This is a genomic window from Flavobacterium stagni, from assembly GCF_004122105.1.
Lineage (GTDB): Bacteria > Bacteroidota > Bacteroidia > Flavobacteriales > Flavobacteriaceae > Flavobacterium > Flavobacterium stagni.
In genome coordinates this window covers 190,419-215,975 of the sequence record NZ_SBKN01000003.1, presented here as the reverse complement: position 1 = coordinate 215,975, position 25,557 = coordinate 190,419, and the positions used below count along the sequence as shown (strand labels likewise).

Sequence of the window (25,557 nt, the reverse complement as noted above, 5' to 3'; positions counted from 1 at the left end):
GTTTTTTTTATTTTTTAAGCACAGCCATTAGCGTTTTCTCCATCACTTTGTATCCTTCTAAATTGGGATGTACACCATCATCTCCATATTTCTTGGCTAATCCAGAATCACTATCTTTCAAAGGTGTATAATAATCCACCAAAGGAAGCGCATTTTTAAGTGCATAATTTTGAATCAAAGCATTCAATTCAGTTACTTTTTCTGTTGGAATAATTTCGGGACGCCAGGGAAATCGATTGGCGGGAACCAATAAACAAAGAATGGGTTGGATTTTATTCGCTTTTGCTAAATCCACCATTGATTTAATATTGTCAAAAATTTGAGGAACAGAAATCGGACCAGCATTTTGGGCAATATCATTAATTCCAGCTAAAATAACCACCGATTTAGGTTGCAAAGCAATAACATCTTGTCGAAAACGCAATAGCATCTGACTTGTGGTTTGTCCACTTATTCCACGATCAATCAATTGGTTTTGTTCAAAAAATTGCGGGTCATTCACTTTCCAAAACTCAGTGATAGAATCACCCATCAACACTGTTTTTCCTTGAAAGTTGGATGCTGACATGATCATTTTATTTTCTGTGTCATATTTTTGATAATCAACAAAATCACTCACTTTTGTTTGCGCAATTAATGAAGTAGCAAATAGAAGAATAAAATAGGGTTTGATGTTCATTTTTGTTGGGTAATAAATAATTCAATTTCTCGTTGTGACAGCTCAGGATTGGCACCTTTTTTTCCAGCTACCAATGCGCCAATAGCACAACCGAAAGTTACGGCTTTTTGCGGATTATTTTCATTCAAAAACACGGAAAGTAATCCGGCTAGAAAACTATCTCCTGCACCAATGGTATCCACAACTTCAACTGCAAATCCTGGGGAATAATAAAATTTTTGTTGGGTATAAAACACCGCACCTTTCGCACCTAAAGTCACACAGATACTTTCAACCCCCGTATAGTTCGATAAAAATTGTATATGCCCTTCTAAAGTATGATGCCCCGAACCCAATGCAGGACAAACTTCAAAGAGTTCGTCATCATTTAATTTTAATAAATCCGCATGGATCATCAACGCTGCCAAGTCATCAATGTCGTAATACGGCGGACGAATATTTACATCAAACACTTTGTATTTTGCATGTTTCAAATAGGTGAGCAAACTTGCTTTTGACGTTTCGTCGCGGGTGGCCAATGAACCAAATACAAAGGCATCGGATTGGTGAACAGCTTCAATAGCAACATCTTCAACAGCAATTTTATCCCACGCTACCGGATATACAATTTCATAAGAAGCATGCCCTTTTTCATCCAAATGAACCAATACTTCACCGGTTTTCAAGTCAGAATCCGTTTGTATCAGTGCTGTGGAAACCCCTTTATTGGCTAGAATAGCAATCAATTCTTCACCCAAAGAATCATTTCCTCTTCTACTTATAATTTGGGAAGAAACCCCTAGCGATTGCAAACGAATGGCTACATTCATAGGGGCTCCACCGGCAATAGCACCGGTTGGTAAAACATCCCATAATATTTCTCCAAAACAAACTACCTTTTTCATGTTCTAACTTTTTAGACTTTCCGAAACATCTTCCAAGGATTTCCCTTTGGTTTCGGGCATTTTAAAATATACCCAAGCCAATTGCCCGATCATCATGATACAGAAAAAGGTAAACACAGAAGCTGCTCCAATTTTTTCAATAGTAAATGGCATAAAGGCTGGAATAATGGCCGCTAAAACCCAATGCACCGAAGAACCAAAGGATTGTCCCGCAGCGCGTAATTTATTGGGAAATATTTCAGAAATGAATACCCAAATTACCGCACCTTGTCCGATAGCATGAGCCGCGATAAAGACAAAAAAGAAAAGCGGCACTAACATACCTTTCCATTCCAATGCAAAAGCAATGGCTACTAATCCGAGGGAAATAATGTAACCAATAGAACCAACATACATCAATGTTTTTCGCCCATATTTGTCAATGAGTCCGACACCAATAATGGTGAAAATTAGATTGATTAATCCAATTCCCATACTGCTTAAAAAAGACGCCGACTGTTCTAAACCCGCCAATTCAAAAATTCGAGGCGCATAATATAAAAATGCATTAATTCCAGAAACTTGATTGAAGAAAGCGATGAAAAAGGCAAGGAGTAGGGGTTTGCGGTAGGTTTTTAAAAATAGAGATTCAGAAGTTGGGTCATTCTTTTTTTCATTTAAAATAGCATGAATACTGTCCTGAGGATCAACTGTTGGATCAATCGCTTTAAGTATTTGCACTGCTTTTTCGGCGTCGTTTTTATATTCTAACAGCCATCTCGGACTCTCGGGTACACCCATAACCATTAATGTATAGAGCAAGGCAGGAATTGCTTGGATTCCGAGCATCCATCGCCAAGCATTTTCCCCAATATCGCGTAAAAAATAATTAGAAACAAAAGCGACCAATATTCCGAAAACAATATTGAATTGGTACAAGGCAACCAATTGACCCCGTTTTGCAGCAGGAGCAATTTCTGATACATAAGCCGGAGCTGCAATAGTAGAAACTCCAATTCCGAGTCCGCCCAAAAATCGAAATACCGCAAATGAAACCGGATCATTTGCCATACAAGTTCCCACAGCCGAAAGCAAAAAGAGCACACCGATAGCAACTAATGTTTTTTTACGTCCCCAATGATTGGTGGGCCACGAACCGAAAACTGCTCCTACAACAGTTCCCCAAAGCGCTGAAGACATGACCACTAATCCATGGTATAAGTTGGAGCTATTCCATAAGGTTTGAAGTTGTTTGTCAGCCCCTGAAATCACAACAGTATCAAATCCGAACAGGAATCCGGCCAAGGCCACGACAATGGACCAATAAAATATTTTACGATAATTCATAGTGATAGTTATTTTTTCCAAATAGAAGGAATTGCGTTGATGGTTAAATTTTTGATTTTTTGAACTGAATTCGAAGTGATAGAAATATCTGAATAGGGTTGAATAGGGAAAAACAAATTGGTCATGGAATACTTCCCGTCATTAATAAGCAGTTCAATCGACGATGCATCCAATAGCATTTGAACAGAAGTAATCTTTTCAGGTACCGCCATGGATTGAATTTTTGAACCAAAAACTTCACTAAATCCAACTTGTCCCGATTGAGATCGATCCATTTGAATTACGCCATCGGCAAAGGTGATTTGAAATTGTTCTTTAGCACTATTTGAAAGAGTGATTCTAAAGTCGGAAGCCTCAGTCGCAAATGAAATTTCAGCTTGTTCCAATTCCAATCGCTTTTTCTCAAAAGGCAAAGAGGCAATAATGGCTTTATACAATTCGTTTTGATTGTATTGGAAAACGGGCAATAGGGATTGCTTTAGGAAAAATTGATTTTTTGAAGCGACCAATTCGAGTTGGCGTGGTACTGTCATGGCACTTCGCCAAACCTCAGTGGGCACTTTGGTGGCATATTGCCAATTGCTCATCCATCCTAAAAGAATACGTTGGTTATCGGGTACATTGGAAAAGGTGACGGCTGCATAAAAATCAGTGCCGTGATCCATCCAAAGCGAAGACTGACTAGGAGTGAAGGTTTTTCCATCGAAATCACCAACGAAATAGCGTGTTCCCGAACCGCCATTCGGACATTTATCACCGTGATTAACAATCATCACCCATTTTGTGGTCCCCTCCGAAGTGGTCATAGGAAATAAATCGGGGCATTCCCAAAAACCGAGATCTTTAAAATCATTGTCGGGTTTAAAATCACTTTCTTTTTTCCATTCTTTTAAATTGGGAGACGAAAAAATTCGGATATGATCGCCAACCGCCAATACCATATTCCAAAGCTGTGTTGAAGGATTCCAGAAAACTTTTGGATCGCGAAAATCTTGTTCCCCAGAATTGTTGAGTACCGGATTTTTATCATATTTCACCCAGGTTTTTCCTTCATCCAAACTGTACGCAATTCCTTGCGATTCGGTGTTTTTTTTACCCGATTTCCAAATTTCATCATTGTGATACGTGAAAATTGCAATCATGGCGTTTCTTCCAAATCCAGCGGTATTTTGGGTGTCAATTACAGCACTTCCGGAAAAAATCCAACCCAAAGCATCGGGATATAAAGCGATAGGGAGTTGCTCCCAATGCATTAAATCGTAACTTACTGCATGGCCCCAATGCATCGGACCCCAAACCGTAGCTTCAGGATAATATTGATAGAATAAATGATATTTACCGTTAAAATATACCAAGCCATTGGGGTCATTCATCCAATGTGCAGGCGGTGTGAAGTGAAATTGCGGACGATAAATTTCGTCGTAATTTTGCGCATAAATTGAAATTCCGGTAAAGAAGAGTGCAGCAAATAGCGATTTCATGAATTAAATTTTGCTAAAAATAACAAAAAATCAATTCTTTAACACTTATCGCAAACCTAATTTTGATTTTAATTTGAGAAACATGAGAGCGATGTTATAGGCATCGTCGGTTGTGGAAACATGCTCTGTCGTGGGAAGTTTGTAATGTGCTGCCAATTCGTCTAATGCGAAATTTTTATCCGAAATATCGTGCAGTTTTTTGTACATAATTTCAATATCCAACGCCTCATTTCGCAAGCGACCACAACCTAATTTTTCTAATAGTTCATTTAACATTTCAACATCAAAATAGGTACGGTGTCCAACTAATACGGCATTATCAATAAATTTGATAAAATTTTCGATAGCTGCAGGTTCGGCGAGCTTGGGTTGCAAACTTTCCATTCCAAAGTCATGATTAAGGCCATTATCATGCAAATATTTATACTGCGGAATCGCAATTTCAAAAACATCACCTACAATCACTTGATCGTTTATAATTCCGATAGCCCCAATGGAAAGCACTACATCTTTTCGTGGATTGAGTCCGGTAGTTTCCAATGAAAAGGCGACATAGCGATTGGACTTTTTATCAAATTTTGACAAATAGTCTTTCCAAAATTCCGGGTAATCTTTGTTTATGTTCTTTAACCAATCCAGCATATTAGGAGAATTGTGTGAGTTGATAGTTGTCTTTAATCAGTTCTTCCAATTCACGCATAGGTTGTAACGCGTGTTTTAATTTTTCTTTGTCGACTTTGCTCATTTCTTCCAAATCAATATACTGTCCGTCATCATCATTTTTCAAACCTTCTAGGGTTCTAAATTTGGACAACTCTAGAAAGGCTTCAGCGCAGTTTACATAGATTTCAGCATGTTTTGGATCAATAATTGCGAGATGTTTGTAACGATGATAGGTACTATTTATCCCTTTGATGGAATTACTGATTACTAATAATCGGGCAGCATCCACTAAAGGAAGAATACCTCGATTTTTAATGTCAAATTTCCCTTTAAACGTTCCTTCTTCTTCCACATTGAACTTTTTAAAGAACGTTAGTGCGGGTGGTTTACGAAGTGCATCATTCCCTAAATAATCAAAAAACAAGACATTGTTTTTGGCATTTTTGAAAATCACATCGGTGAGTGCATCTTCCAATTTTTGTTCGCCAATAGCCATTTCGTAATCAAAAAATACGCTACTGATTTCATTGGATTTTTCACCTGGAGTATTCATCCAGTTGTTATACTGTTTCACCCAATCTGTCAACGACTTACACCAAAGCATATTGCTTGCCATATGATTTTGAGAACACATTTTATACCCCACTTTTTCTAAAGTCCCGGTGGCTTTTTTGGCCAATCGAATGAAGTAATCTTTGGTGTTTCTGTACTTGTCGGCGGGGACATCTTCAAAGATTAGAATACTATCTTGATCGGTTAACAACAATTGCTCTTTTCGTCCCTGACTACCGATACACAACCAAGCATAACGAGCAGGAGGGGACCCAAGGTCTAAAATTGCAAGTTCGACCGCTCTTTTTACTATAGCTAACGTAATTTCACCGGCAATGCTGTTAATGTGAGTCAACGGAATCGTTCTATTTAAAGACGATTGAATGATTTCGTATAATTTATCCCGAACAATTTTGAGTTCTTTAGCCGAATTAGATTTCTTTATTTCTTTCAAAAGAACGCCGGGGTTATTGGCTTGCGCAACCACCAAATCGTGCTCAGAAATGATTCCTTTCACTTCCGATTTGTCGGTTCCATCCAAGGTTACACACAAATGGGTGACACCGTGTTTTAACATCACCAATTGCGCTTCAGCCACGGAGATATTTTCAGTTACAGTAATAACTGGAGCATTCATTAAAGTGGGGATTAGCGACAGAACTGGAATACGACCTGTAGCCACTTTGGCGCGAAAATCTTTATCGGTTACAATGCCAATGGGACAGGCTTGATCCGTAATTAACGCGCTATCCAATAAATTATCGGTCATCAGTTGCGCAACATCACGGATAGTAGTCGTAGCGCTCACTTTCAACGGATTACGATTGTAACTCAAGGTTTGAAAATACAACATATCCGATTGATTCTCATTGAATGCTACAGTATCCGATAAAAGACCTTTGGCTTGTTTATCGGCTTGGTTTTTGGAATTGGTTGCGAAACTTTCCAGTAAAAAATCTAAGACTTCTTGATTTTGTGAAACATACGGTTTGAATGTTGCAATTGGAATAGCATACACAATACAATCGTCTTTGGCTTTGGCGGTCATCTGGTAATTGTTTTTTGCAAAAAAGGGACGCAAACCAAAAATATCACCAGTATGGCATTTATTGAGTAGCATTTCATCGGCATCAGAAACCACCATTAAATTCACAATTCCAGAAGATACAACATAGAACGAATCGTGTAACGCATCATTGATTTGAAAAAGTGTTTTGTTCTTTTCTAAATTATGAACGCGAACAGTAATGGCGATTTTTACCAAATCATCATAGGCTAAAAAATTGAACGGTTCATAATCCTTTAAAAAATCAGCAATACGCTGTGCAATAGCATTACTCATAGCAGTTTTCAATCAATAACGATAGTCAAGCTGAATTTGGTGGTTGGGGTTATAACCAAACCAATCTAACCACAGCCAACAACAACCACCGCAAAGACATCATGAATGCCTTGCTTAGCGCTTTACCGACTAGTCGGATGATACAAGTTCGCTACCCATCATTCAAACAATTGATGTATTCTTCAACAGCAGTAACTTCCACACAAGCGTTTACACAAACGAATTCGGCTCGAATTGCGCATCACAATGATTGTTTTTTGGCGAGTTCGACCGATTTTGGAACCTATGATAATACGGCAACCCAATATCCTTACATGGAACAAGATACCAAGTTTCTAGCAATGGGGGGTGAAACGTGTGCCATGAATTTACCCCGATCAGGTTGTGCTTCTGCCCTTCAAGAAATGGCTAAATTTCACTGGTCATTTATGAATTTGGACTATTTTCCTGGAGTTATTGACGGATTTCAAACGAATAATTGCTACGCAGATATAGAAAATAAATTGGGATATCGCTTTGAGTTGCGTTCTTCAACTTTTCCGACGACAGCTATGGTTGGTTCCGTTTTACCCGTAAATTTTAAACTTTTGAATGCTGGCTTTGCAGCACCTTACAATGCCCGAACGGTTTCCTTAATTTTAAAAAACACAACCACAAACCAAATCGTCAGCTTACCCATGAATACTGATCCACGCCGATGGTTGGGACCGACAGAAATTATTGTCGCTGAAAATTTACAATTGCCCTCTTCCTTACCTGTTGGCAATTATCGATTGTATTTACACATTGCAGATGCCAGTCCTTCCCTAGCCAATCGCCCAGAATATGCGATTCAAATGGCCAATTCAAACATGTGGAATGCATCAACCGGATATAATGACTTGAATTATATTTTAAATGTCACTTCTCCTCTTGCTCTAGCAGAAAATGTGAAATTTGAAAGTGTCATTTATCCCGTTCCTGCTCAAAATGAATTGCATGTAGAAATGGCCGGAATTGAAAACTATCAAGTGGTGCTATACAATTCATTGGGACAAAAGATTGACACCGAACAATCATTGGTAAATAACCGCAAAACAATATATGTAAACGGTTTAAGTGATGGCGTGTATTTTGTTGAAATTTCGAAAGATGGCATTAAAGATACCCGTCGCGTTGTTTTAACGGATGATTAATAAAAACAACACCATACATAAAAAAAGGGATTCGTAAATGAATCCCTTTTTTATTATCGTTTTCTCGCTTTAAAATTGTGTTTCAGTCCGAAAGAAACCGCATTGGAGTAATATTTTTGTTGGTTAAAAAACTCCAAATTAAAAGTAATAGCCGTAAAATCAAACAATTGATAACTTAACGACCCGTTCAATCGCTTGAAATTTTTAGCAAAGTCATCTAAAAAATAGCCGGCTTCCAATCTAGCTTTTAAATTTTCTGTGTTGAGTTCCCATCCTAGTCCGCCACCACCAAAGAATCGTTCTTTTAGCATCCAATACGGATAGCCCAATTGTAAATCACGCGATCCCAACATTACTTGTGATTCAACAAAAGGAATAAACTTAGAAACGCTTTTCTTTTTTTCATCCCACAAAATTCGCGCAGAAAAGTGGCCACTGTAAGAAGCGTCAAATTCTTCTATTTTCAAATTTCCATCCGGTAATTCCGTTATTTTAATACGATTCGCTTGCGATGCTACATTGAAATTGTTTTTACCCGGTAACCGTCTAAAAATAGTATCGCGAGATAACATTCCATCTGTAAAATAATCGCTTTCAAGAACGAATGAAACATTCAATTTCTTTAATAATTGCGTTTCATAATAGCCTGTGAAGCGAATATTGTAAATCTTTTGATTCATTGCAGAAGCCGTTTCTGCTGGGAAAGCACTTAATTCTGACGAATAGTAATTTTTCCCTTTTGTTTTGTTAAATCCGACGCTAGTTTGAAAATACAATGCACTTTGCTGACTCATTTCCAGTCGCGCTCTCGACCAATATTGCGCTTTATTTTCAATGGATGCCGTTTTAAATTGGTACTCTAAACCACCCAATGCATTATCGGTATTGTAATCGTATCTTTTCCCGTTGCGAAAATCAATTTCGTAATAACCTGAATACGAAATTCCAAAAGTATGGGTGCGTTTTTTGGCATCAATTCGATTATACGAAAGTAAATTTCTGAAAATTGCGGGATCTTTCTGGTTGGTTTCCATACTGGATTTGTAATCCAAATAATCCCCATATTCTGACCGAATAGATTTGTTCAATTTTTTCAAGACATCAGGATAAAATAACGGCTGTTGATTTGCAATTAATTCTTGTTGAATCCCCACTTCTTCAAAAACAACATCTTTATTTAACATTTTACGAAGTTCTTCTTTAGCTGGAGATTCACTCATTGAATTGGCAACAGTCCAGGCCTCTGTAAAACGCCCTAATCCATGATAAATAGTGGTCATTAAGGCTTTAACTTCTTGATCATCTGGGTTTTTCTTGATGTACTCTTTATACAAGGGAATGACTTGAGAGGATTTACCCATTTCTACATACCATTGCATTTTTTGTTTAAAATCAATTTCCGGACTAAAGGCGGACCAATCGAGCGCTTTTTGAAAATTACCCTCATCGGCATACTTCCAAACAAAACTAGTTGCCATCGAACTCCATAGTTCGGAAGGTTGAATTTTATCCACTTCCAATTTCCACTCCTCGGGAAAGTAATTTTGCAAATGACTAATGTAGGCGGCATGATTGTCATGTGAAGGTTCCAATCGGTGTATTTGTTGCAGCAAACCTTTGATCTTTTCTTTATTTTCCTCCGAATTAAAATTCAACACATAGGCCTTTAATAGGGAAAGGTCATTCGGAGCTACTTTCGTTTGTTCGAACATCCATTTTTCTTTAACTAAATCATCCGGATATCCAATCACATGATCCAGTTCTGTTGCATACAACACATTGTTTTTGGACGGGAATTTTGTAGCATGGATGTCATACATTTTCCAGACTTCGCCGGCTTTATCTTCCCACGACATGTATTTGGCATACTTATTCCAAACGGTGGAATCAATCTCGGCATTATCAAGCATTTTATATTTCAATGTCAATAATTCCAATTCGTGCTTTTTGACAAAATCATCTTCCCAAGTTCCACCACTCAAAAAACGGGCTACGGCTTTTTTATAGGTAACCAATTCATTTTGTGTAAGAGCCACTACGGTTGCAATCTTTTCATCATTTGTCTTTTCTTGTTCTTTATAATCTGGCAAAATGATCTGATCTTTAACCGTTTTGATACTGTATAAATAGCCATCCATTAGTGGTGTTTTGGTGAACGAATACCCTTGTTTTTTTAAGACGGCCTCTGTTGTTGCATTTTTTTCTTTGGAGCCAAACATCATCCAATAATTATTATCGATTTGAATGGCATTGGTTTGCGACACACTGTAATTTCCGTTGTTGGATTGGTGTTGATAACGCGAAGCTCTCCAACGCATAACCGTGATTCCTCCCTCGTTACCATTCACAAAATGCATTTGAGGAAACTGTTTTGTAAATTCCTGAATAAAAGACTTGAATTCAGGGTACATAGCGGTCTTAGCGTTTTTGGACGTTCGCCATCCATAATTTAAATTATTGCGCAAATTATACCTTCCGGCACTACTATTTGCTGTCGCGGGAATTTGAAAAACATCATCAGGATGCACAAAATGGGTCCAAATTCCAGTAAATAAATACATGGATTTTGTGGCATAGACTTCATCATTTGAGAAATAAAATCCACTGGAAATGCGCGGATAATCAAAGAAATTTGAACTAAACGGATCGTAATCAAATTCGCGATCGCCCCCCTCCTCTGCTTGTCCTAAAAACAAACTACACATGTATTTCAAACTGGGCATTGATTTTTTTAGTGCCCGAACACCATAACCGTCAATCTCATTGGAAGGTGGTACATAGGTCGTTGGATATTTTCCATAATTGCTCAACTCCCATTTCTTTTTTATAGTACTCATAGAGGTTTGAATCATTTCCTCATTGGGCCATAATTTTTTAGTCAATGACACATGGTTATACCCATGGAAAGCCAATTCGTGATTGCCTTTTTTCAATTCATTTACAAACCAATCGGGTAAAGCTTCGGTATGATTATTCGTTTTTATTTTCCTTGAATTCCATTGATCTAAGGTAAATGGCGGTACAATTTTATTGCGGTAATCAAAAGTAAGCATGGCCGCATATGGAATTTTGTATTCTTGTGCCAAAGCTTTCATATCGGGCCACCATACTTTAGAGACAAAATCTGAAGTAGTCAAATTCATTTCTGATTGAATCGGTTCCGCTTTAATATCATACTGTGGTGCTGGAAAATCATCTAAGAAAATAGTAGCCGTATTAGCGATTGGATAAGGAACATTTTCCAATCCTCTCAAAACACCAGCAAACAAGAATCCGCGGTCAATTTTTCCAAAATCACCGGATGTATTATACAATAATACCTGCCCTAACCCTACTTTATTCTCCACAATAGCAGGATACGTATGATCATTAGCAGCGGTGGCTAGAACTCGAACCTTTTCTGAAAAATTCTCGGCAGCAAAACCAAAGAACTTAAATTCTAAGTTGCGCGTTTTATTTTCCATTCCAGGTAAAACCGGGGATGTAAAATACCAACCCAAAGCTTTGGTATTGGTACCGTATTCTGCTTCGGGTTTGAAACCATATAGAAAGGCCATACGCTTATCCTCACTAGCAAAGGGTACAAATAAATGACCGCCTTTGGTTACAAAATCCAACAATTTGGCAATAGCTGCATCGTTTAATTTTCGGGTGTTGTATACCACAATTACGCGTGCAGTAGATGGAATGGATAGTGAGGTGTTCCAACTTGACTCTGTACTGCAATTAAATGGAAGTTTACTGTAATCACAGGCTTTTCGAAGTTCTGCATTGTATAATTTGCTGTATTTTGCTTGATCGTCATATAAAGATAGTACTACGGGGGTCTGACTCAATTCAGGCGTTTGGTAACGAATGAAATTATCCGCAATTTCAATTTCTTCATCGGATCTTAGCCAATCAAAAACCGAATTGGTATCGTTATTGTCACGTTTCCCACAAGCTGTTACCACAAAAAGCAGAACAATGCTGTAAAAAAATAGTTTATTTAGGGTTGAATTTCTCATGGCTTAAAACAATAAATCTTTTACTTTACTCTTTTTGGGTTCGTTCAAAATCTCGTAAACATTGAGAATTTTACTGGTATAAATCAAATTGATTGGTCTTCCTTTTTGGCGAAGTGATTTCAATGATTTTACCAATTTATTTTGATAATGTTTGTTTTCGGCAAACACATTTTTCTCGACCATACTGGATTCGGTTAAGACAAAAACCAAGATACTTTTTGCTACAGCATATTCAGGATGGGTACGGAAAAATTCAGGATTATTTCGGTACTGATGTTGGATGGAATCGATTTTGGGATATTCGTTTAAGAAATAATCATAATTCATGAAATAATGGGAATTGGTGCTCAATACCTGTGTAGCCGGATCATTTACTACACAATAGGTTTGCTCAAAATAATTGGAAGCAATGTGATCATAAGCATTTAAAATATATTTTGGCGTATCATCAGAAACTTCCAATTCGCCCATTTTTTCCTTTTGATAATGAAAGGCTAAAAAAACGAAAAGCACATAGGTTAAGGGCATGCAAACCACTACACCTTTTTTTGAAGGTTTCCAAAACGATTGGAATACCGTTTGAAGAATGGCAATATTAAAACCAATAATCAACGGTAAAAATACAATCATGGCATTATTCAATAAATCTTTGTCGACAAACTTCAAATGGAAATTGGATAATAAAATCAAGAAATTGAAATAGGAGATGAACGTTAAAGGTGTGCGCCACTCCCCTTTTTTTATGACCACAAAAAGAAGTAATAATCCCAAAGCAATCATCGAACTTACTTGAACCCAATACAAAATTGTCGCATAAGGGTAAACCAATTGCGGAACGTAGGTGTAAGAACTGATCGAAATTAAATTGGACTCTAAATACGAAATCCAATCGATACCTTGATATTGGCAAGCCAATTTATAGATTACAAAGAGAACAAAACTCGCTACCATAAACGCAGCCAAAACCAATATACTTTTTTTCCATTGGCTAACTGTGGTTAGTACGCCCGCAATTAATAAAAAAGGCGGAATGAGTATGCAATACGTAAATAAGTCGGTTAGTCCGATGGCTACAAATCCAACTGCATATAAGATAAAGTAGCTTTTTTTATTTCCTTTAAACAAGTTCGAGTTGGCATACATTGCAAACAATGGCAAAGCAAAGGCCAAGGCCAAAAATGTTGGATTTCCTTTTAAAACGAAATAGACATTCAGTGGCGAAAGCACATACACCAAACCAAAAAATAAAGCGGTAATCAATGGTGCAAAATACTTCGACAAAGTCATTTTATGAATAACCCAAAACAAGACAACGGCCAAAATTACCGATTCTAGTAAGGCGATGACTTGTAGGGCAATTGCCGGACTCACATCGGTAATTTTACTGTAAAAATTAACGAGTGAGAGTTCGCCATTGGTTCGTAAATCCTGCGTAGCCCAATATTGATTGTCAAATTGCAAAACGGAATTCAAATCGTTAATCCACGAATCGGATAAGGAATAATTATCATAAATCACAAAGAAATAGCGACTTAAAAAGGTGGTTGCGCCAATAATAATCACCGTCCAAAATAGGATCCGATTTTCATACCGTACATTTTTATCTTTGGGAGTAATGGATAAAAAATAACGGATAGACTTTCTGTTTTCGACCGCTTTAATTAAGTTGATGATTGCTTTTTTAAAGGCTTGTTTGATAAACCCCTTCGGATTTTTAAGGTTTTGAATGCCTATAGAATCTAAGAGTACAAAAAGACTAAGTAAAAAATAGCAATTAAATGTATTGTAAGCACTTAACTGCACCAAACAAAAAATAAGTACAATTAAAAGTGCGCCATAGCGGAGCCAATTGGTGACAATAAAATCGAGAAAATGAACCTGCTTTTCTTTATTAATGAACTTTCGGTTCAAATAAAATAAAAATAGGATAATGAGACAAAGTCGCATAAAGCCTATTAAAATCGAACTTGTAAAAAACATCATCATGGCAAATACTAAAATTTAGGGAGTGTTTGTAAATCGATTTTACCAATGAAGTAATCAAAATCGGTAGAATCCATGCGTTTTTGAATGGATTCTTTCAAATTTTTGGTATCAGCATATTCAATACAAATTACGGGCACGTTCCACTTGGATTGCATTTGAGTAATGGATGCGTAGCGTTCATTATACTGAGTTTCTTTTCGCAATTGATATATTTGGGTGTCAAATTGATAGTCAGAGGCGACCGATTCAAAAGCCACTCCGCAGATGTACGAATGGGTTTCAGGCACCAACTCTAGTCCGGCATTTTGTAAAAACAGCTTATTGGGGTATTTGGCTTTGAGTTCTTTGAGTAATGTGATAATTCCTTCACGTTGGTCTTTTTGGGGACCGAATTGGGTGTAATTATCAAAATTATCCATGAAAATTCCGTCAAACCCTTTTTTGAAAATGGAATCTGTAACTTCCAAAATAATATTTCGTGTTACCGGATTTTTTAAATCCAAATAATGGCTGTTCCAAATGGTGTTTTTCCCTAATGTATGTTCCTTTAAAGCATTGTAATGGGGTGCATTTTCATTGACTTCCCCCAAACTGAAATAGGCAAACACCTGTTTGTTTTGGGACTTGAAAACCCGAACATTACTTTCTAAATAATGATGCGATTCCAAAATAACGTAACGATAACCATTGATTGTTTCCGGCTTTAATTTTCCATAACACACCAACACAGCTTCTTTTTTCATGGTATTTTGAAATGCAATGATTATAATTATAATGGGTAAAATATATAGGATGTACTTAATACGCTGCATAGTAGTGGTAATCTAAATTTTTAATGTACTTGAACGTATCTTTCATGGTAATCAATTGAAATAAAATTGAACCAGCCAACAACCCGAAAACACTGCATTCGTAGCTTATCAATCGACTTAAAACAAACCCAACAAGTAGGTTCATGGAACAAGCATAGATTAGCGCTTTTAATGGTTTTTTAATTTGACCCAGTGTAAACAAATACAGCGTATTCAAAATTCCCCAAGCCAAAATTAAATACGACACACCACCAATCAGGAAGACTTTAAAACTAAGTCCGCCGAGTTCATGATGAAATTTAGCTTGGAAACCCCATGAAGCATGGATCAATTCGAAAACTCCAAAAAAAGCTAAAAAACCGGTAATAAATAACAAAACTACTTGTTGCCAGTACATTTTTCGAATGTGATTACTATACATTTCTGGCGTTGAAGCGCTAATTACTTTTTGACCAATATCCATAAAGCGAGTAAACGATGCAATTCCATATTCCAATACACCAGCCAACAAGAGATACACCATGATGGCTAAATCCATTCCTAATTCATAGTTTTTTTCAAAATACACCATAAACGGTTGGCTCGGACCTACTCCAGCTGACCAAGCAAAAATTCGATCAATGAAAATGAAAAAATACATGAGAAAACCATAAATAAAGTACTGATAATTATGGTAAATAAACACAGGAATGGCAATGGAATCTCCCGAATTGGATTTCACTTGTTTAACATATTTACGCAAATACAAGGTCAAAATTGTTTTTGCAAATAAAATAGCAACGGCGATCCCTAACCAATGCACAAAATAGATAGAAAGTGTGGTATATTCTTTTAAAATTCCAGCGGTTAATGTCCCCAAAGCAACAGAAATTGTAATAGCCCAACGCTGTTTTATGGTGTGGAATGGCGCAATCACTAAGACTAAAATTCCGATTAAAAAGGCATAGGCAAAAACAACAAATAATAACTCATACGGGTACAAGTGGAAAAATAGATTAACCGTAAAAATTAATAGCAGTACCGTAAATATTGAACCTACCCCTATTTTCAATAAATAGTTAATGGTTCGGCGCACGCGCAAATAATCATGGTGATTCCAATAAAACGAGGCTTGTTTTCCAATAACTTGGATAAATCCACCCGTAGAAATGAGTCCGACGATAACCCCTAAAACCACCGCTGTCGATTGGATTTCATTGAATCCAACAAAGGTCCACAGCGAAAAACCGAACACGATGATGGTGGCAATTTGAATAAAAACAGGTAATAAATGAAACAATCCAAGTGTGTAGTACTGACTGAAAATTTTGGCTTTTTCAAATATGTAATCGGAAAACTTATGCCGAATGGGTTCTAAGATTTCTTGTTCTTTTTCCTTTTCATTTTTAAGAGTAGTACTGTCTGCACTATTGTAAATGGCTGAAAAAATAAATTGAGCCAAATCAGGAATAGACGCAAATCCATAATCCTCCATTGTGTCATTTTCACGAATACCAAAGGACTCTATTGTCGCTTCAACAACGTGCACACTTACAGGCTTACCGATCTTCTCTCGAATGGATTCTAGGAGAGATTGTCTTTTTTCATTGTAGTTTTCCATACTGTAGATTGGGGATCTTTTATGGTTAATTTTAAGAGGCTTCCATGGTCATTTCCTCTTGATTTGAATGCAAATAAATGGTCTTATCAACGGGTGATTGCATCAAGGAATCATAGATTTTTTCATACGCGTTGATAAACTTTGTAATGGTGAAATTTTGAATCACTTTTCTTCGTGCATTCTCCCCCATTTTCTTGCGCAATTCTTCATTTTGAAGTAATTCAATCACACGATTTCCAAGGGCTTCAAAATCTTTGGGCTTACATAAATATCCGCAAGATTCATCCAATGCTTCTCCTACTCCCCCAACATCCGTAGCCACTACAGGCACTCCACAACTCATGGATTCAATCACAGTATAGGGAAATCCTTCAGAAATTGAAGTCAATATCGATACATCGCCTTCACAAAACAATTCACTTGGCGTTTCATGATGGCCGGCAAAAATAAAATTATTTTCTAAGTGCAATTCAGTGATTAATTCTCTACATGCTGTAGTGTAAGAAGGAACCGCTTCGGCATCTCCATAAACGATGTATCGCACATTCGGAATGACTTTTTGTACAACTGCGCAAGAGCGAATCATGGTAATTATATCCTTTAATTCAAACACACGTGCGGCAGCCACTACTGTGGGAATATCTTTCAAATGCGCTGGTTTTTCCTTAGGAACGAAAACAGTTTCATCAATACCGTTGTAAACTACTTCGATTTTTTTCAGGTCGGCGCCATACTTTAATTCCCATCCTCTATTGAATTTGTTAACCGATACGATTTTATCCGCTTTGTAATACGCTAATTTGGTAATACACTCCGAAAATCGAATGAGTAAGTTCTTTAAGAAAAATGAATATTCCGAAGTATTGATTGCAATCAATCGCTCGCGAATAAAGACTCCATGTTCGGTAAGCACCATAGGCGTACCGTATTTATATTTTAAAACCAAAGCGGGTAATACGGGGAATCCCGACAAGGTTAAATGCGTAACATCTACTTTGGGTACGGGAATGGATATAGGTAATAAAAAGCGATAAATCCAACGCATCCCCACAGTCAAATCATAAAGAGAAACGTCGTAATGACCGTCATTTTGAGCAATTCCAGTAGTTGTTTCGTAAAAACAACGCCAAACCGCCCAACTTTTCATGGTTTTTTTATAATCGTGATTTTGGAAGAATTTCCACAATCGAAAAACAGTTTGATCAATTGCTTTGGGTTCTTGTACCGGCGCATAAATATGACCGAGTAGTTCTTTAAACAAAGGAATGAACTCCTGTTGAATCGCCTCACAGTCATCTTTTTCTTTTCGACTAACAAATTTGTGGTATTTTTTACCATAATCTACCAACTCTTGTGGTTCGAGCGGTGACCAAATTGGAACTTGAATGACGTTTTTCACTTGTTCACTCAATACATAATTTGAAGCTACTTCAAAATTAGCATTGATGGTGTACAATGAGAAATCGACATTTGAAACTTGACTACATAAAGAATGTGCCCAAGTCGAAACACCACCGCCATTAAAGGGATAAGTGCCTTCCAATATCAGCATTACTTCATTTTTGTTCTGCATACGAATTTAATAGGGTTTTTTAATCTGGGGCGATTAAAAGAACTCGGCTAATAGTTAAACTTGAAACAAAGATATTTTGTGAAATGGAGTGATGGAGTGAAATCAGTTATAAATAGTGATAAACTCGATGAAATACACTTTTTGTACAATGAAATTTTGTAAGGAAATTTTAAGGATGAATTATACCGATAAAATGGTGTTTTTCATCGAGATAGCTGATTTTTCTGACTACTCTTCAGCCATTAATTTTTCCCGCATTTTTTTTGATGTGGCCAAAACCAGTTTTTCTTTGTAGTCTTCAATTAACCACAAGCGGTAATTTTTTGTAGTATTTCCTAATAAAACACAATATTGGCGCACGCGATATTCAATATCATCCGCCAATTCTTTGGTTAAGAATTTAGCCGAGATTTGATCCTCTGCATTTTCAACACAAATACGCGCATGTTGGTCAATCGATTTGTCAATGACCGTTTTGGCTTTCAAATTATTTTTTACGGTGAATTTAAATTCTTCATGTAGATCAAATTCAAAATCAACCGATTTACTGAACTTTTTACGCAATTCAGGCGGCATCTCGTACTTAAAATTACTTTCTATCTCGGCATCATCGCGGAGACTAGCCAGATAAAATTCAGGAGCTTTAAATATATGTTGCCAATCCACAGGATTATTCCACAACCCAAAACGCAGAGCATTGTTTCCTAAATCGATGATGGTAAACTCTTCTTTATTGGGCAAACGCCGTGAACCGCGTCCAATCATTTGAAAATAAAGGGTGATGGACTTTGTCGCTCGATTCAAAATGATACTCTCTACCGTGGGTTCGTCAAAACCTGTCGTTAAAATACTTACCGAAGTCACAATAGCATCCGGTGTTTTTTTGAACCATTTCAGAATTTCTTTTCGTTCGTCATTGGGCGTTGTATTATCCAAATGGCGAATGTTTAATCCTGCCTTTTTAAACGTTTCATACACATACAATGAGGTGCTGATACCGTTATTGAAAATCAAGGTTTTTTTTCCCATTGATTTTTCCATGTAGGCATGCAACAATTTCTCCTGCATCATCAAATTGGAATACAATTCATCAGATGACTTTACGGTATAGTCGCCATTGATGCCCACTTTCAAAGAAGTCAGACCCACATTGTAGCTATAGGTTGTTGCTTTGGCTAAGTATTTTTGGTCAATCAAATTTTGAATGGTATCCCCAACGATCAATTCATTGTAATTTTGATACATGGGTAGTTTCACATTCGAACTTAATGGCGTAGCGGTTACGCCCAATATAAAGGTATCTTTAAAAGCACTGAATAATTTGCGAAAGGAATTAAAATGCGCTTCATCGACAATCACTAAACCCACATCGTGTATGGCTAATTTTTTATCGTTTAAGCGATTTTTTAAGGTCTCAACCATGGCCACAAAACAAGAATACTCTTCTTGATCGGGTAATTCTTTGATGTCGCTGTTGATGACTTTGTTTTTAACTCGAAATGTATTCAGCATTTTTGAAGTTTGCTTGCACAATTCGATACGATGGGTTAAAACCACCACTTTTTTCTGGTGTTTTTCAAGATAGCGACGGGTGATTTCAGAAAAGATAACCGTTTTTCCACCACCAGTAGGCAATTGATACAACAAATGATAATTAGCAGGCGCGTTATCCAATCGCTCGAAAATTTTATCGATGTCCCGTATTTGGTAATCGTAAAGTTCCTTTCGATCCTCTAATTCGTCAAATAATTGTTGATCCAACATTCAAAAATGAAATTTTGCAAAAATAAGTTTAAAAAAGAGTGGCAACCTAATTTTTAACAAAAAATATATCCTGAATTTGTAAACAATTTTAAAGTTATTTTAGGTTAAATCTAAATCGTGATTCCTAATTTTGTACCAAACCCAAAACTCATGACCCGACTTTTTCGAACCATTGCTTTTTTAGAAGGCATTTCCTATTTGGTATTATTTGCCAACATGCTCTTTGTAAAACCAAATGATTTAGTGCTATACAAGACACTACTTTTTCCCATTGGTATGTCGCACGGCCTTTTGTTTATTGCCTATGTATACCTAGCTTTAGCAATTAAAGCACAACAACAATGGACATGGCGTGATTTGGGCTGGATTCAAATAGCGTCATTACTCCCTTTTGGAACCTTTGTCATGGAAAAGAAATATTTCTAATATGCATCAAAAACTTGAAAGTTTATTTGGTTGGTTATATCCCTTGCTCCGTAAAATTGGATTAGGAGATACTGTTGCGTCGTATACCAGTTTATTAGTCAATATGGTTGAAATGATCGTTTTGGCCTACCTAATTTACATGCTGTTCCGACTGGTTTTGGTGACGTTTATGGCAGTCATTGCTAAGAAAACCCGAACTAATTTCGATGACTTATTGGTCAGTAATAAAACGGCCAAATACATTTCTTACCTCATTCCGTTTTTATTCATTTACAAATCGGTTCCCGTCATATTAGAAAATTATGTGTACTGGGAATCCTTTTTTGGGAAAGTCGTAGGCGTTTACATTGTTGTGCTCACCTTGTGGATTATTCGAAGTATATTAAAATCCATTCGGGATTATATGAAGGAAAAGCCCAAGTATAGCGACAAACCTATCGATAGCTTTATCCAAGTCATCATGATTATGTTGTGGATTTTTGGGATTGGAATTATTATTTCAAAAATATTCGACATTTCGACCAATGCCTTATTAGGAACGCTAGGAGCCGTATCGGCTTTTGTCATTTTGATTTTTAGAGATACCATTTTGGGTTTTGTAGCCAGTGTTCAAGTGGCTTTGAATGACATGGTCCGCATTGGCGATTGGATTACATTTGACAAATTTGGAGCAGACGGCGATGTGATTGAAATTAATTTGGCCACAGTAAAAGTGAGAAACTTTGACAACACGACTACTACAATTCCTACCTACAGTTTAATATCAGACTCTTTTCGCAATTGGCGCGGTATGCTGGATTCTGATGGCCGACGTATTAAGCGATCTATACTTATTAAATCCAAAAGCATTCGTTTTCTAAACGATGATGAATTGCATAAACTCAAACGTATCCAACTCATTTCCAATTACATCGACCAACGGCAACAAGAAGTTTCGGAATACAATCAATTGCACAGTATTGACAAATCACTTTTGGTGAACGGTCGAAATTTGACCAATTTCGGATTATTTAGAAAATACATTACAGGCTATTTGGAACAACATCCTGGATTAAACAAAGACATGATTTTGTTATGCCGCCAATTGCAACCCACTCCACATGGTATGCCATTGGAAATTTATGCCTTTTCAAAAGACCAACGTTTTGAACAGTATGAATACATAATGGCGGATATTTTTGATCATATATTGGCGGCTGTACCCTACTTTGATTTAGAGATTTTTGAATTAGCAACCGATACTAAATCAGAAATTTAATCTTTTTTATTTAATCGGTCACTGACATACTCAACTTTGGTTTTACCGTGGGCTCTGGGTTTTCCATTTTCATCCACGCCTACCATGGTAATTACATCAATGGTGATTATCGTTTCGCGGGTCATCATATTGCGCACTTCACACATTAACGTAAGGGAAGTTGTACCGAATTTCACTACATCGATACCAATTTCTATTATATCTCCTTGTTTGGCCGAACTTCTGAAATTAATTTCCGACATGTGTTTTGTCACTACTCTAGGTGTTTCTAATTGAATGATGGCATATAGAGCCACTTCTTCATCTATCCAAGCCAATAAACGTCCACCAAACAATGTGCTGTTCGGATTTAAATCTTCGGGTTTAACCCATTTTCTAGTATGAAAACGCATGCTGTAATTTTTTAAATAGACACACTCAAAAACACAAAGTAAGAAATAACTTATTTTTGTTAATGAAATTGTTTGTAAAAATAAGGAATCTTTTAACACATTTTCTTGCTAATAACCTGCAAACAACTATATTTGCAACACAAAGTATAAATTTAACTAAATTCTAATATGAAGAAAATTACTTTGTTGTCGCTTTTAATGGCTTCATCTGTAGCACTTCAGGCTCAGAAAAAAGAAGAAGTAAAAGACACAACCGCAACATCTGAATTTAACAAGTGGACTATTGAGGCAACCGTTGGTCAGGCCAAGGGAGTTAAACCCTATGCAGTTGGATATTTTTCCAGCGATCCTGGTGCTTTTTTGGGTAAACCACAAGCCAATAGTTTTTCATTGTCAGGTCGTTACATGTTAAGTCCAATTTTTGGATTTAGAGGTTCTTTACATTATGACAATTTAAAAAACATTAAAGACAACGGAAGTAAACCTTTTGAAATGCAACAATTTGGTGTAGGTTTAGAAGGTGTTGTTAATTTATCTCGATTATTAGGAATTCAAGAAAACTTAAACCGTTTTGGTTTATTGGCTCATGGAGGTATCAAAATTGATGCGATGACTTCAAAAACAGCAAATGTTTTTGAAAACGATCATAATAATGGTGCTACGGAATGGAATGGTGGTTTAGTAATTGGTATTACTCCACAATTTAGAATTACGCAAAAATTAGCTGTAATGTTAGATGTTTCTGTTCAAAACAATTACCGTCAACACTTCAATTGGGATGGATCATATTCTGATATTTCCAACAACTTAAATGGTCAATTAATTACGGGTTCATTAGGTTTATCGTATTCATTTGGACCAAATGATATTCATGGTGACTGGGCTGTAATTCGCGATAAAAAATCAGATGAAATCGAAGCATTAGGTAAACGTATCGATGATATGGAAACATTAATGAACGATACCGACAAAGACGGAGTTCCAGATTATTTAGACCAAGAAAACAATTCAGTTGCAGGTGTTGCTGTTGATACACGTGGTAAAATGGTGGACATCAACCGTAATGGAGTTCCAGATGAGTTAGAGCGATATGTTGATAAAACGACAAAAGAAGTTACACAACAGTCTAATGAAGATATGGTTAAGAAATTAATCAATGAAGGTTATGTAACTACTTATTTCGACACGAACAAATCGACACCAACCAATGTTTCTACAGAAGGCATCGACTTTATGTTGACCTATTTGAGAAACTTCCCGAATACCAAAATTGAAATCATCGGACATGCTGATGAAATTGGTTCAAGTGCATTCAACAATAACTTAGCCAACAAACGTGCAGAGGCAGTGAAAGCTATCTTAGTGAAAGCTGGAATCGCTGCAGACCGTATGACTGTTGTGACTCAAGGTGAAGACTCATCAGTAGATCCAAACTCTGATGGTGCTAGAAAATTAGTAAGACGTGTAACTTTCCAAGTTAAATAATTAACAACGAAGTATTCATAACTATAACAAAGCCTCTGCAATTTGCAGGGGCTTTTTTTATACCTTTAAAAGAAAAATGGAACCGAGAGACCCCAGTCTAATGGAATTGCGAGGCAATGCTATTGGCACCATCAACCCCAACTCTTCTTCCGAAGAAGTTTTTCAGAATCAAACCCTACGCCCCATTCTGAAATTGCAAAATGATTTGTTTATTGAAGTGTTTCGGAATTATGCAGTCAAACAGAAAAATGTTTTCTTTTCATTAGGGCCCGACAAGAAAATGGCTTATATCGAAAACGTCATTCAACGGGATATAAAATTCCGTAATTCACTGAAAGGAATGGTAATTGGATTATTTACGGTACAAGAATACCAAGAGTACATTCTTAATTCTTCCAACCTGAACAAACGCATGATGAATATGTTAATTGAACGTTTGAAAAGTCAGGTTCAACTTTTTGAAAACCCATAAAAAAACCGGAGTGTAGTGCTCCGGTTTTTTGTTTGTTATTTTTTATTTAGTCTTCATCATCATGGGTTTCCATCTCATTTGAAGGAGCTGCATTGCTTTCATTTCGAATTTCAGTGTGGCGAATCTCTCCTCCACTTGTTCCTGTAGCTTTGCCTAAAAGAACTCCAGCAATTGATAACACCAAAGCCGCAATGGTTACCCATTTTGCTTTAGCATTATCTTTCACATTCAAATACCAGCCAACAATAGAGACCAAACCAAGAGCATATAAAACCAAAGCTAGTTTTTCTGCAATTTCCTCATGTTCGTGGATGATTTCATGTCCAACTCCAGGCAATTCCTCTACCATTTCTTCAGCACCTTCTCCTGTAGCCATACTCGCTAAAGTGGCGATTGCTCCCACAATAAATAAAAAGTAGGCTGTATTCTGTATTGTCTTATTTTTTAAAACAATTCCGCCAACCAAAACAATAAAACCTAAAATAATTCCGATGATGGGAAAATGATTTACCACCATGTGTAAATGTGCATCATTCATACGCTATGTTTGTTTTTAATTATTAACCTCCCAATTGTACACCTATCAGCGAACCAATGCCATAGGTTACGGCAGCAGCTGCCAATCCAAATCCAATTTGTCGAAATCCAGAATACCAAATTGACTTCCCAGTAAATAAAGTGATGGACGCGCCAATCGTAAATAAGCCGAGTACACTAGCCGCCAAACTTGTCAAAATTGCAGGAAACCCCGATAAAAAGAAAAATGGAAAAAGGGGAATAATCGCTCCAATCGAAAACAATAAAAAGGAAGTAATAGCGGCCTCCCAAGCGGAACCTCCTAATTCCTCTTTATCAATTCCCAACTCTTCTACAATTAAGGTATCGATAGCTGATTCTTTGGATTCAAAAGCTTTATCTGCTAGATTTTTGGCTTCACTCTCTGACAATCCTTTGGCTTGGTATAATAAAATGAGTTCCTTTTTCTCTTCTTCTGGAGACGCTTCCAATTCCGCCATTTCTAAATCGATTTGGCGTTGGTGTAGTTCGCGCGAACTCTGCACAGACAACCATTCGCCCAATGCCATCGAAATCGCACCCGCCAATAGTCCGGCCGTACCTGTCAACAAAATCGTATTGTTTTGAGCGGCTGCACCGGCGACTCCCATTACCAAACTCATATTAGACACCAAACCATCATTGGCTCCCAAAACCGCAGCACGTAGCGCGTTCCCTCCAACAGATTTGTGCCGACTCTCAAACTTGGATAAAAATCCGCCCGAAACATTTAACGCTTGGTTCGAATTTACAGCCTCTATAATTTTTAAGTGATTGTGTTCAAATCCCGATATTTCCTCACCTTGTTTTCGTTTGTTACGAATTGTATTGACCGCAAATTGTTTCTCAACACTTGCCAAACTACTGATGATTGAACTGTACCCAAAAATTTTACCCAAACGCAATTGCAATTTGGCCCTTCGTGAAGGACTGGGCATTTTGTAGTTCGGACTCACTTTTTGAAGTTCACCCAACATGTGTTGCGCATGACCTTCTTCAATTTTAGCTAAAGCTTCTAAAACCCGAAACAAACTTTGATCTTCTTGAATAGCGGCTATACTGTGGTATAAAAAAGCCGTATCGATTTCGACTTGTAGTTGTGCTTGTAATCGGGAAATATCCATA

20 protein-coding genes are annotated in these 25,557 nt (G+C 37.0%); 5 read left to right on the top strand and 15 right to left on the bottom strand.

All coding sequences use genetic code 11. The annotated features are described in order from the left end of the window. Positions 1-7 precede the first annotated feature (7 nt). The 6 genes from EQG61_RS07000 to EQG61_RS06975 are packed head-to-tail and all read right to left on the bottom strand — an operon-like array spanning position 8 to position 6,927. Positions 8-679, bottom strand: a complete 672-nt coding sequence (locus EQG61_RS07000) for a GDSL-type esterase/lipase family protein (RefSeq protein WP_129461204.1) — start codon at positions 677-679, stop codon at positions 8-10. Beyond that, positions 676-1,563, bottom strand: a complete 888-nt coding sequence (locus tag EQG61_RS06995) for a carbohydrate kinase family protein (RefSeq protein ID WP_129461203.1) — start codon at positions 1,561-1,563, stop codon at positions 676-678. The genes EQG61_RS07000 and EQG61_RS06995 overlap by 4 nt, the downstream gene beginning before the upstream one ends. A 3-nt stretch (positions 1,564-1,566) precedes the next feature. Further along, positions 1,567-2,889: a sugar porter family MFS transporter gene (locus EQG61_RS06990; protein WP_129461202.1), complete on the bottom strand. Its 1,323-nt coding sequence runs from the start codon at positions 2,887-2,889 to the stop codon at positions 1,567-1,569. Between the two features lie 8 nt (positions 2,890-2,897). Then, a complete protein-coding gene (locus EQG61_RS06985) occupies positions 2,898-4,370 on the bottom strand; it encodes a glycoside hydrolase family 32 protein (RefSeq protein WP_129461201.1) in 1,473 nt (490 codons plus the stop codon). 45 nt (positions 4,371-4,415) lie between these two features. After that, positions 4,416-5,012 carry a 3'-5' exonuclease gene (locus tag EQG61_RS06980; RefSeq protein WP_129461200.1) on the bottom strand — a complete coding sequence of 199 codons (597 nt, stop codon included), beginning with the start codon at positions 5,010-5,012 and terminating at the stop codon, positions 4,416-4,418. A 1-nt stretch (position 5,013) separates the two neighbouring features. Further along, entirely contained in the window at positions 5,014-6,927 is a 1,914-nt protein-coding gene (locus EQG61_RS06975; protein ID WP_129461199.1) for a DUF294 nucleotidyltransferase-like domain-containing protein, read from the bottom strand. A gap of 101 nt (positions 6,928-7,028) precedes the next feature. Here EQG61_RS06975 and EQG61_RS06970 point away from each other — a divergent pair, with 101 nt between their 5' ends. After that, positions 7,029-8,102, top strand: a complete 1,074-nt coding sequence (locus tag EQG61_RS06970; RefSeq protein WP_129461198.1) for a DUF4832 domain-containing protein — start codon at positions 7,029-7,031, stop codon at positions 8,100-8,102. A 53-nt stretch (positions 8,103-8,155) separates the two neighbouring features. Here the strand turns inward: EQG61_RS06970 and EQG61_RS06965 are convergent, their stop codons facing one another. From EQG61_RS06965 to EQG61_RS06940, 6 genes are all read right to left on the bottom strand, one after another. Then, positions 8,156-12,109, bottom strand: coding sequence for a DUF2194 domain-containing protein (locus EQG61_RS06965; protein WP_129461197.1), 3,954 nt, complete (start codon positions 12,107-12,109; stop codon positions 8,156-8,158). A gap of 3 nt (positions 12,110-12,112) precedes the next feature. Next, on the bottom strand, positions 12,113-14,056 hold the full coding sequence (locus EQG61_RS06960; RefSeq protein ID WP_129461196.1) for a hypothetical protein: 1,944 nt from the start codon (positions 14,054-14,056) through the stop codon (positions 12,113-12,115). 47 nt (positions 14,057-14,103) lie between these two features. Beyond that, the gene (locus tag EQG61_RS06955; protein ID WP_164974902.1) at positions 14,104-14,838 is read right to left on the bottom strand and encodes an endo alpha-1,4 polygalactosaminidase; all 735 of its coding nucleotides are present in this window, start codon (positions 14,836-14,838) and stop codon (positions 14,104-14,106) included. 55 nt (positions 14,839-14,893) lie between these two features. Further along, on the bottom strand, positions 14,894-16,507 hold the full coding sequence (locus EQG61_RS06950) for a hypothetical protein (RefSeq protein WP_129461194.1): 1,614 nt from the start codon (positions 16,505-16,507) through the stop codon (positions 14,894-14,896). 31 nt (positions 16,508-16,538) lie between these two features. After that, positions 16,539-18,080, bottom strand: a complete 1,542-nt coding sequence (gene pelF / locus EQG61_RS06945) for a GT4 family glycosyltransferase PelF (protein ID WP_129461193.1) — start codon at positions 18,078-18,080, stop codon at positions 16,539-16,541. 228 nt (positions 18,081-18,308) lie between these two features. Then, positions 18,309-19,844 (bottom strand): DEAD/DEAH box helicase, encoded by a 1,536-nt coding sequence (locus EQG61_RS06940; RefSeq protein WP_129461192.1) that lies wholly within the window; start codon positions 19,842-19,844, stop codon positions 18,309-18,311. Between the two features lie 150 nt (positions 19,845-19,994). Between EQG61_RS06940 and EQG61_RS06935 the strand changes: the two genes are divergently transcribed. Together EQG61_RS06935 and EQG61_RS06930 are read left to right on the top strand one after the other, a co-directional pair. Beyond that, the gene (locus EQG61_RS06935) at positions 19,995-20,270 is read left to right on the top strand and encodes a DUF3817 domain-containing protein (protein ID WP_129461191.1); all 276 of its coding nucleotides are present in this window, start codon (positions 19,995-19,997) and stop codon (positions 20,268-20,270) included. Between the two features lies 1 nt (position 20,271). Next, the gene (locus EQG61_RS06930) at positions 20,272-21,528 is read left to right on the top strand and encodes a mechanosensitive ion channel family protein (RefSeq protein WP_129461190.1); all 1,257 of its coding nucleotides are present in this window, start codon (positions 20,272-20,274) and stop codon (positions 21,526-21,528) included. Here the strand turns inward: EQG61_RS06930 and EQG61_RS06925 are convergent. Then, positions 21,525-21,920 carry an acyl-CoA thioesterase gene (locus tag EQG61_RS06925; RefSeq protein WP_129461189.1) on the bottom strand — a complete coding sequence of 132 codons (396 nt, stop codon included), beginning with the start codon at positions 21,918-21,920 and terminating at the stop codon, positions 21,525-21,527. The genes EQG61_RS06930 and EQG61_RS06925 overlap by 4 nt on opposite strands. Positions 21,921-22,088: 168 nt before the next feature. On the opposite strand from EQG61_RS06925, the gene EQG61_RS06920 reads away from it, so the two are divergent. Both EQG61_RS06920 and EQG61_RS06915 read left to right on the top strand, forming a co-directional pair. Further along, positions 22,089-23,405, top strand: a complete 1,317-nt coding sequence (locus tag EQG61_RS06920) for an OmpA family protein (protein WP_129461188.1) — start codon at positions 22,089-22,091, stop codon at positions 23,403-23,405. A 76-nt stretch (positions 23,406-23,481) separates the two neighbouring features. Continuing rightward, on the top strand, positions 23,482-23,877 hold the full coding sequence (locus tag EQG61_RS06915) for a glyoxalase (RefSeq protein WP_129461187.1): 396 nt from the start codon (positions 23,482-23,484) through the stop codon (positions 23,875-23,877). Positions 23,878-23,923: 46 nt separating this feature from the next. On the opposite strand, the gene EQG61_RS06910 is transcribed toward EQG61_RS06915, so the two are convergent. Both EQG61_RS06910 and EQG61_RS06905 read right to left on the bottom strand, forming a co-directional pair. Further along, positions 23,924-24,415: a DUF2231 domain-containing protein gene (locus EQG61_RS06910; protein ID WP_129461186.1), complete on the bottom strand. Its 492-nt coding sequence runs from the start codon at positions 24,413-24,415 to the stop codon at positions 23,924-23,926. Between the two features lie 22 nt (positions 24,416-24,437). Further along, positions 24,438-25,556 (bottom strand): VIT1/CCC1 transporter family protein, encoded by a 1,119-nt coding sequence (locus EQG61_RS06905; protein ID WP_129461185.1) that lies wholly within the window; start codon positions 25,554-25,556, stop codon positions 24,438-24,440. Position 25,557 lies beyond the last annotated feature (1 nt).

Bases quoted from the DNA above. Each gene is read 5' to 3' on its own strand.
- EQG61_RS07000 (WP_129461204.1), bottom strand. From the start codon at position 679: ATGAACATCAAACCCTATTTTATTCTTCTATTTGCTACTTCATTAATT.
- EQG61_RS06995 (WP_129461203.1), bottom strand. From the start codon at position 1,563: ATGAAAAAGGTAGTTTGTTTTGGAGAAATATTATGGGATGTTTTACCA.
- EQG61_RS06990 (WP_129461202.1), bottom strand. From the start codon at position 2,889: ATGAATTATCGTAAAATATTTTATTGGTCCATTGTCGTGGCCTTGGCC.
- EQG61_RS06985 (WP_129461201.1), bottom strand. From the start codon at position 4,370: ATGAAATCGCTATTTGCTGCACTCTTCTTTACCGGAATTTCAATTTAT.
- EQG61_RS06980 (WP_129461200.1), bottom strand. From the start codon at position 5,012: ATGCTGGATTGGTTAAAGAACATAAACAAAGATTACCCGGAATTTTGG.
- EQG61_RS06975 (WP_129461199.1), bottom strand. From the start codon at position 6,927: ATGAGTAATGCTATTGCACAGCGTATTGCTGATTTTTTAAAGGATTAT.
- EQG61_RS06970 (WP_129461198.1), top strand. From the start codon at position 7,029: ATGAATGCCTTGCTTAGCGCTTTACCGACTAGTCGGATGATACAAGTT.
- EQG61_RS06965 (WP_129461197.1), bottom strand. From the start codon at position 12,109: ATGAGAAATTCAACCCTAAATAAACTATTTTTTTACAGCATTGTTCTG.
- EQG61_RS06960 (WP_129461196.1), bottom strand. From the start codon at position 14,056: ATGCGACTTTGTCTCATTATCCTATTTTTATTTTATTTGAACCGAAAG.
- EQG61_RS06955 (WP_164974902.1), bottom strand. From the start codon at position 14,838: ATGAAAAAAGAAGCTGTGTTGGTGTGTTATGGAAAATTAAAGCCGGAA.
- EQG61_RS06950 (WP_129461194.1), bottom strand. From the start codon at position 16,507: ATGGAAAACTACAATGAAAAAAGACAATCTCTCCTAGAATCCATTCGA.
- pelF (WP_129461193.1), bottom strand. From the start codon at position 18,080: ATGCAGAACAAAAATGAAGTAATGCTGATATTGGAAGGCACTTATCCC.
- EQG61_RS06940 (WP_129461192.1), bottom strand. From the start codon at position 19,844: ATGTTGGATCAACAATTATTTGACGAATTAGAGGATCGAAAGGAACTT.
- EQG61_RS06935 (WP_129461191.1), top strand. From the start codon at position 19,995: ATGACCCGACTTTTTCGAACCATTGCTTTTTTAGAAGGCATTTCCTAT.
- EQG61_RS06930 (WP_129461190.1), top strand. From the start codon at position 20,272: ATGCATCAAAAACTTGAAAGTTTATTTGGTTGGTTATATCCCTTGCTC.
- EQG61_RS06925 (WP_129461189.1), bottom strand. From the start codon at position 21,920: ATGCGTTTTCATACTAGAAAATGGGTTAAACCCGAAGATTTAAATCCG.
- EQG61_RS06920 (WP_129461188.1), top strand. From the start codon at position 22,089: ATGAAGAAAATTACTTTGTTGTCGCTTTTAATGGCTTCATCTGTAGCA.
- EQG61_RS06915 (WP_129461187.1), top strand. From the start codon at position 23,482: ATGGAACCGAGAGACCCCAGTCTAATGGAATTGCGAGGCAATGCTATT.
- EQG61_RS06910 (WP_129461186.1), bottom strand. From the start codon at position 24,415: ATGAATGATGCACATTTACACATGGTGGTAAATCATTTTCCCATCATC.
- EQG61_RS06905 (WP_129461185.1), bottom strand. From the start codon at position 25,556: ATGGATATTTCCCGATTACAAGCACAACTACAAGTCGAAATCGATACG.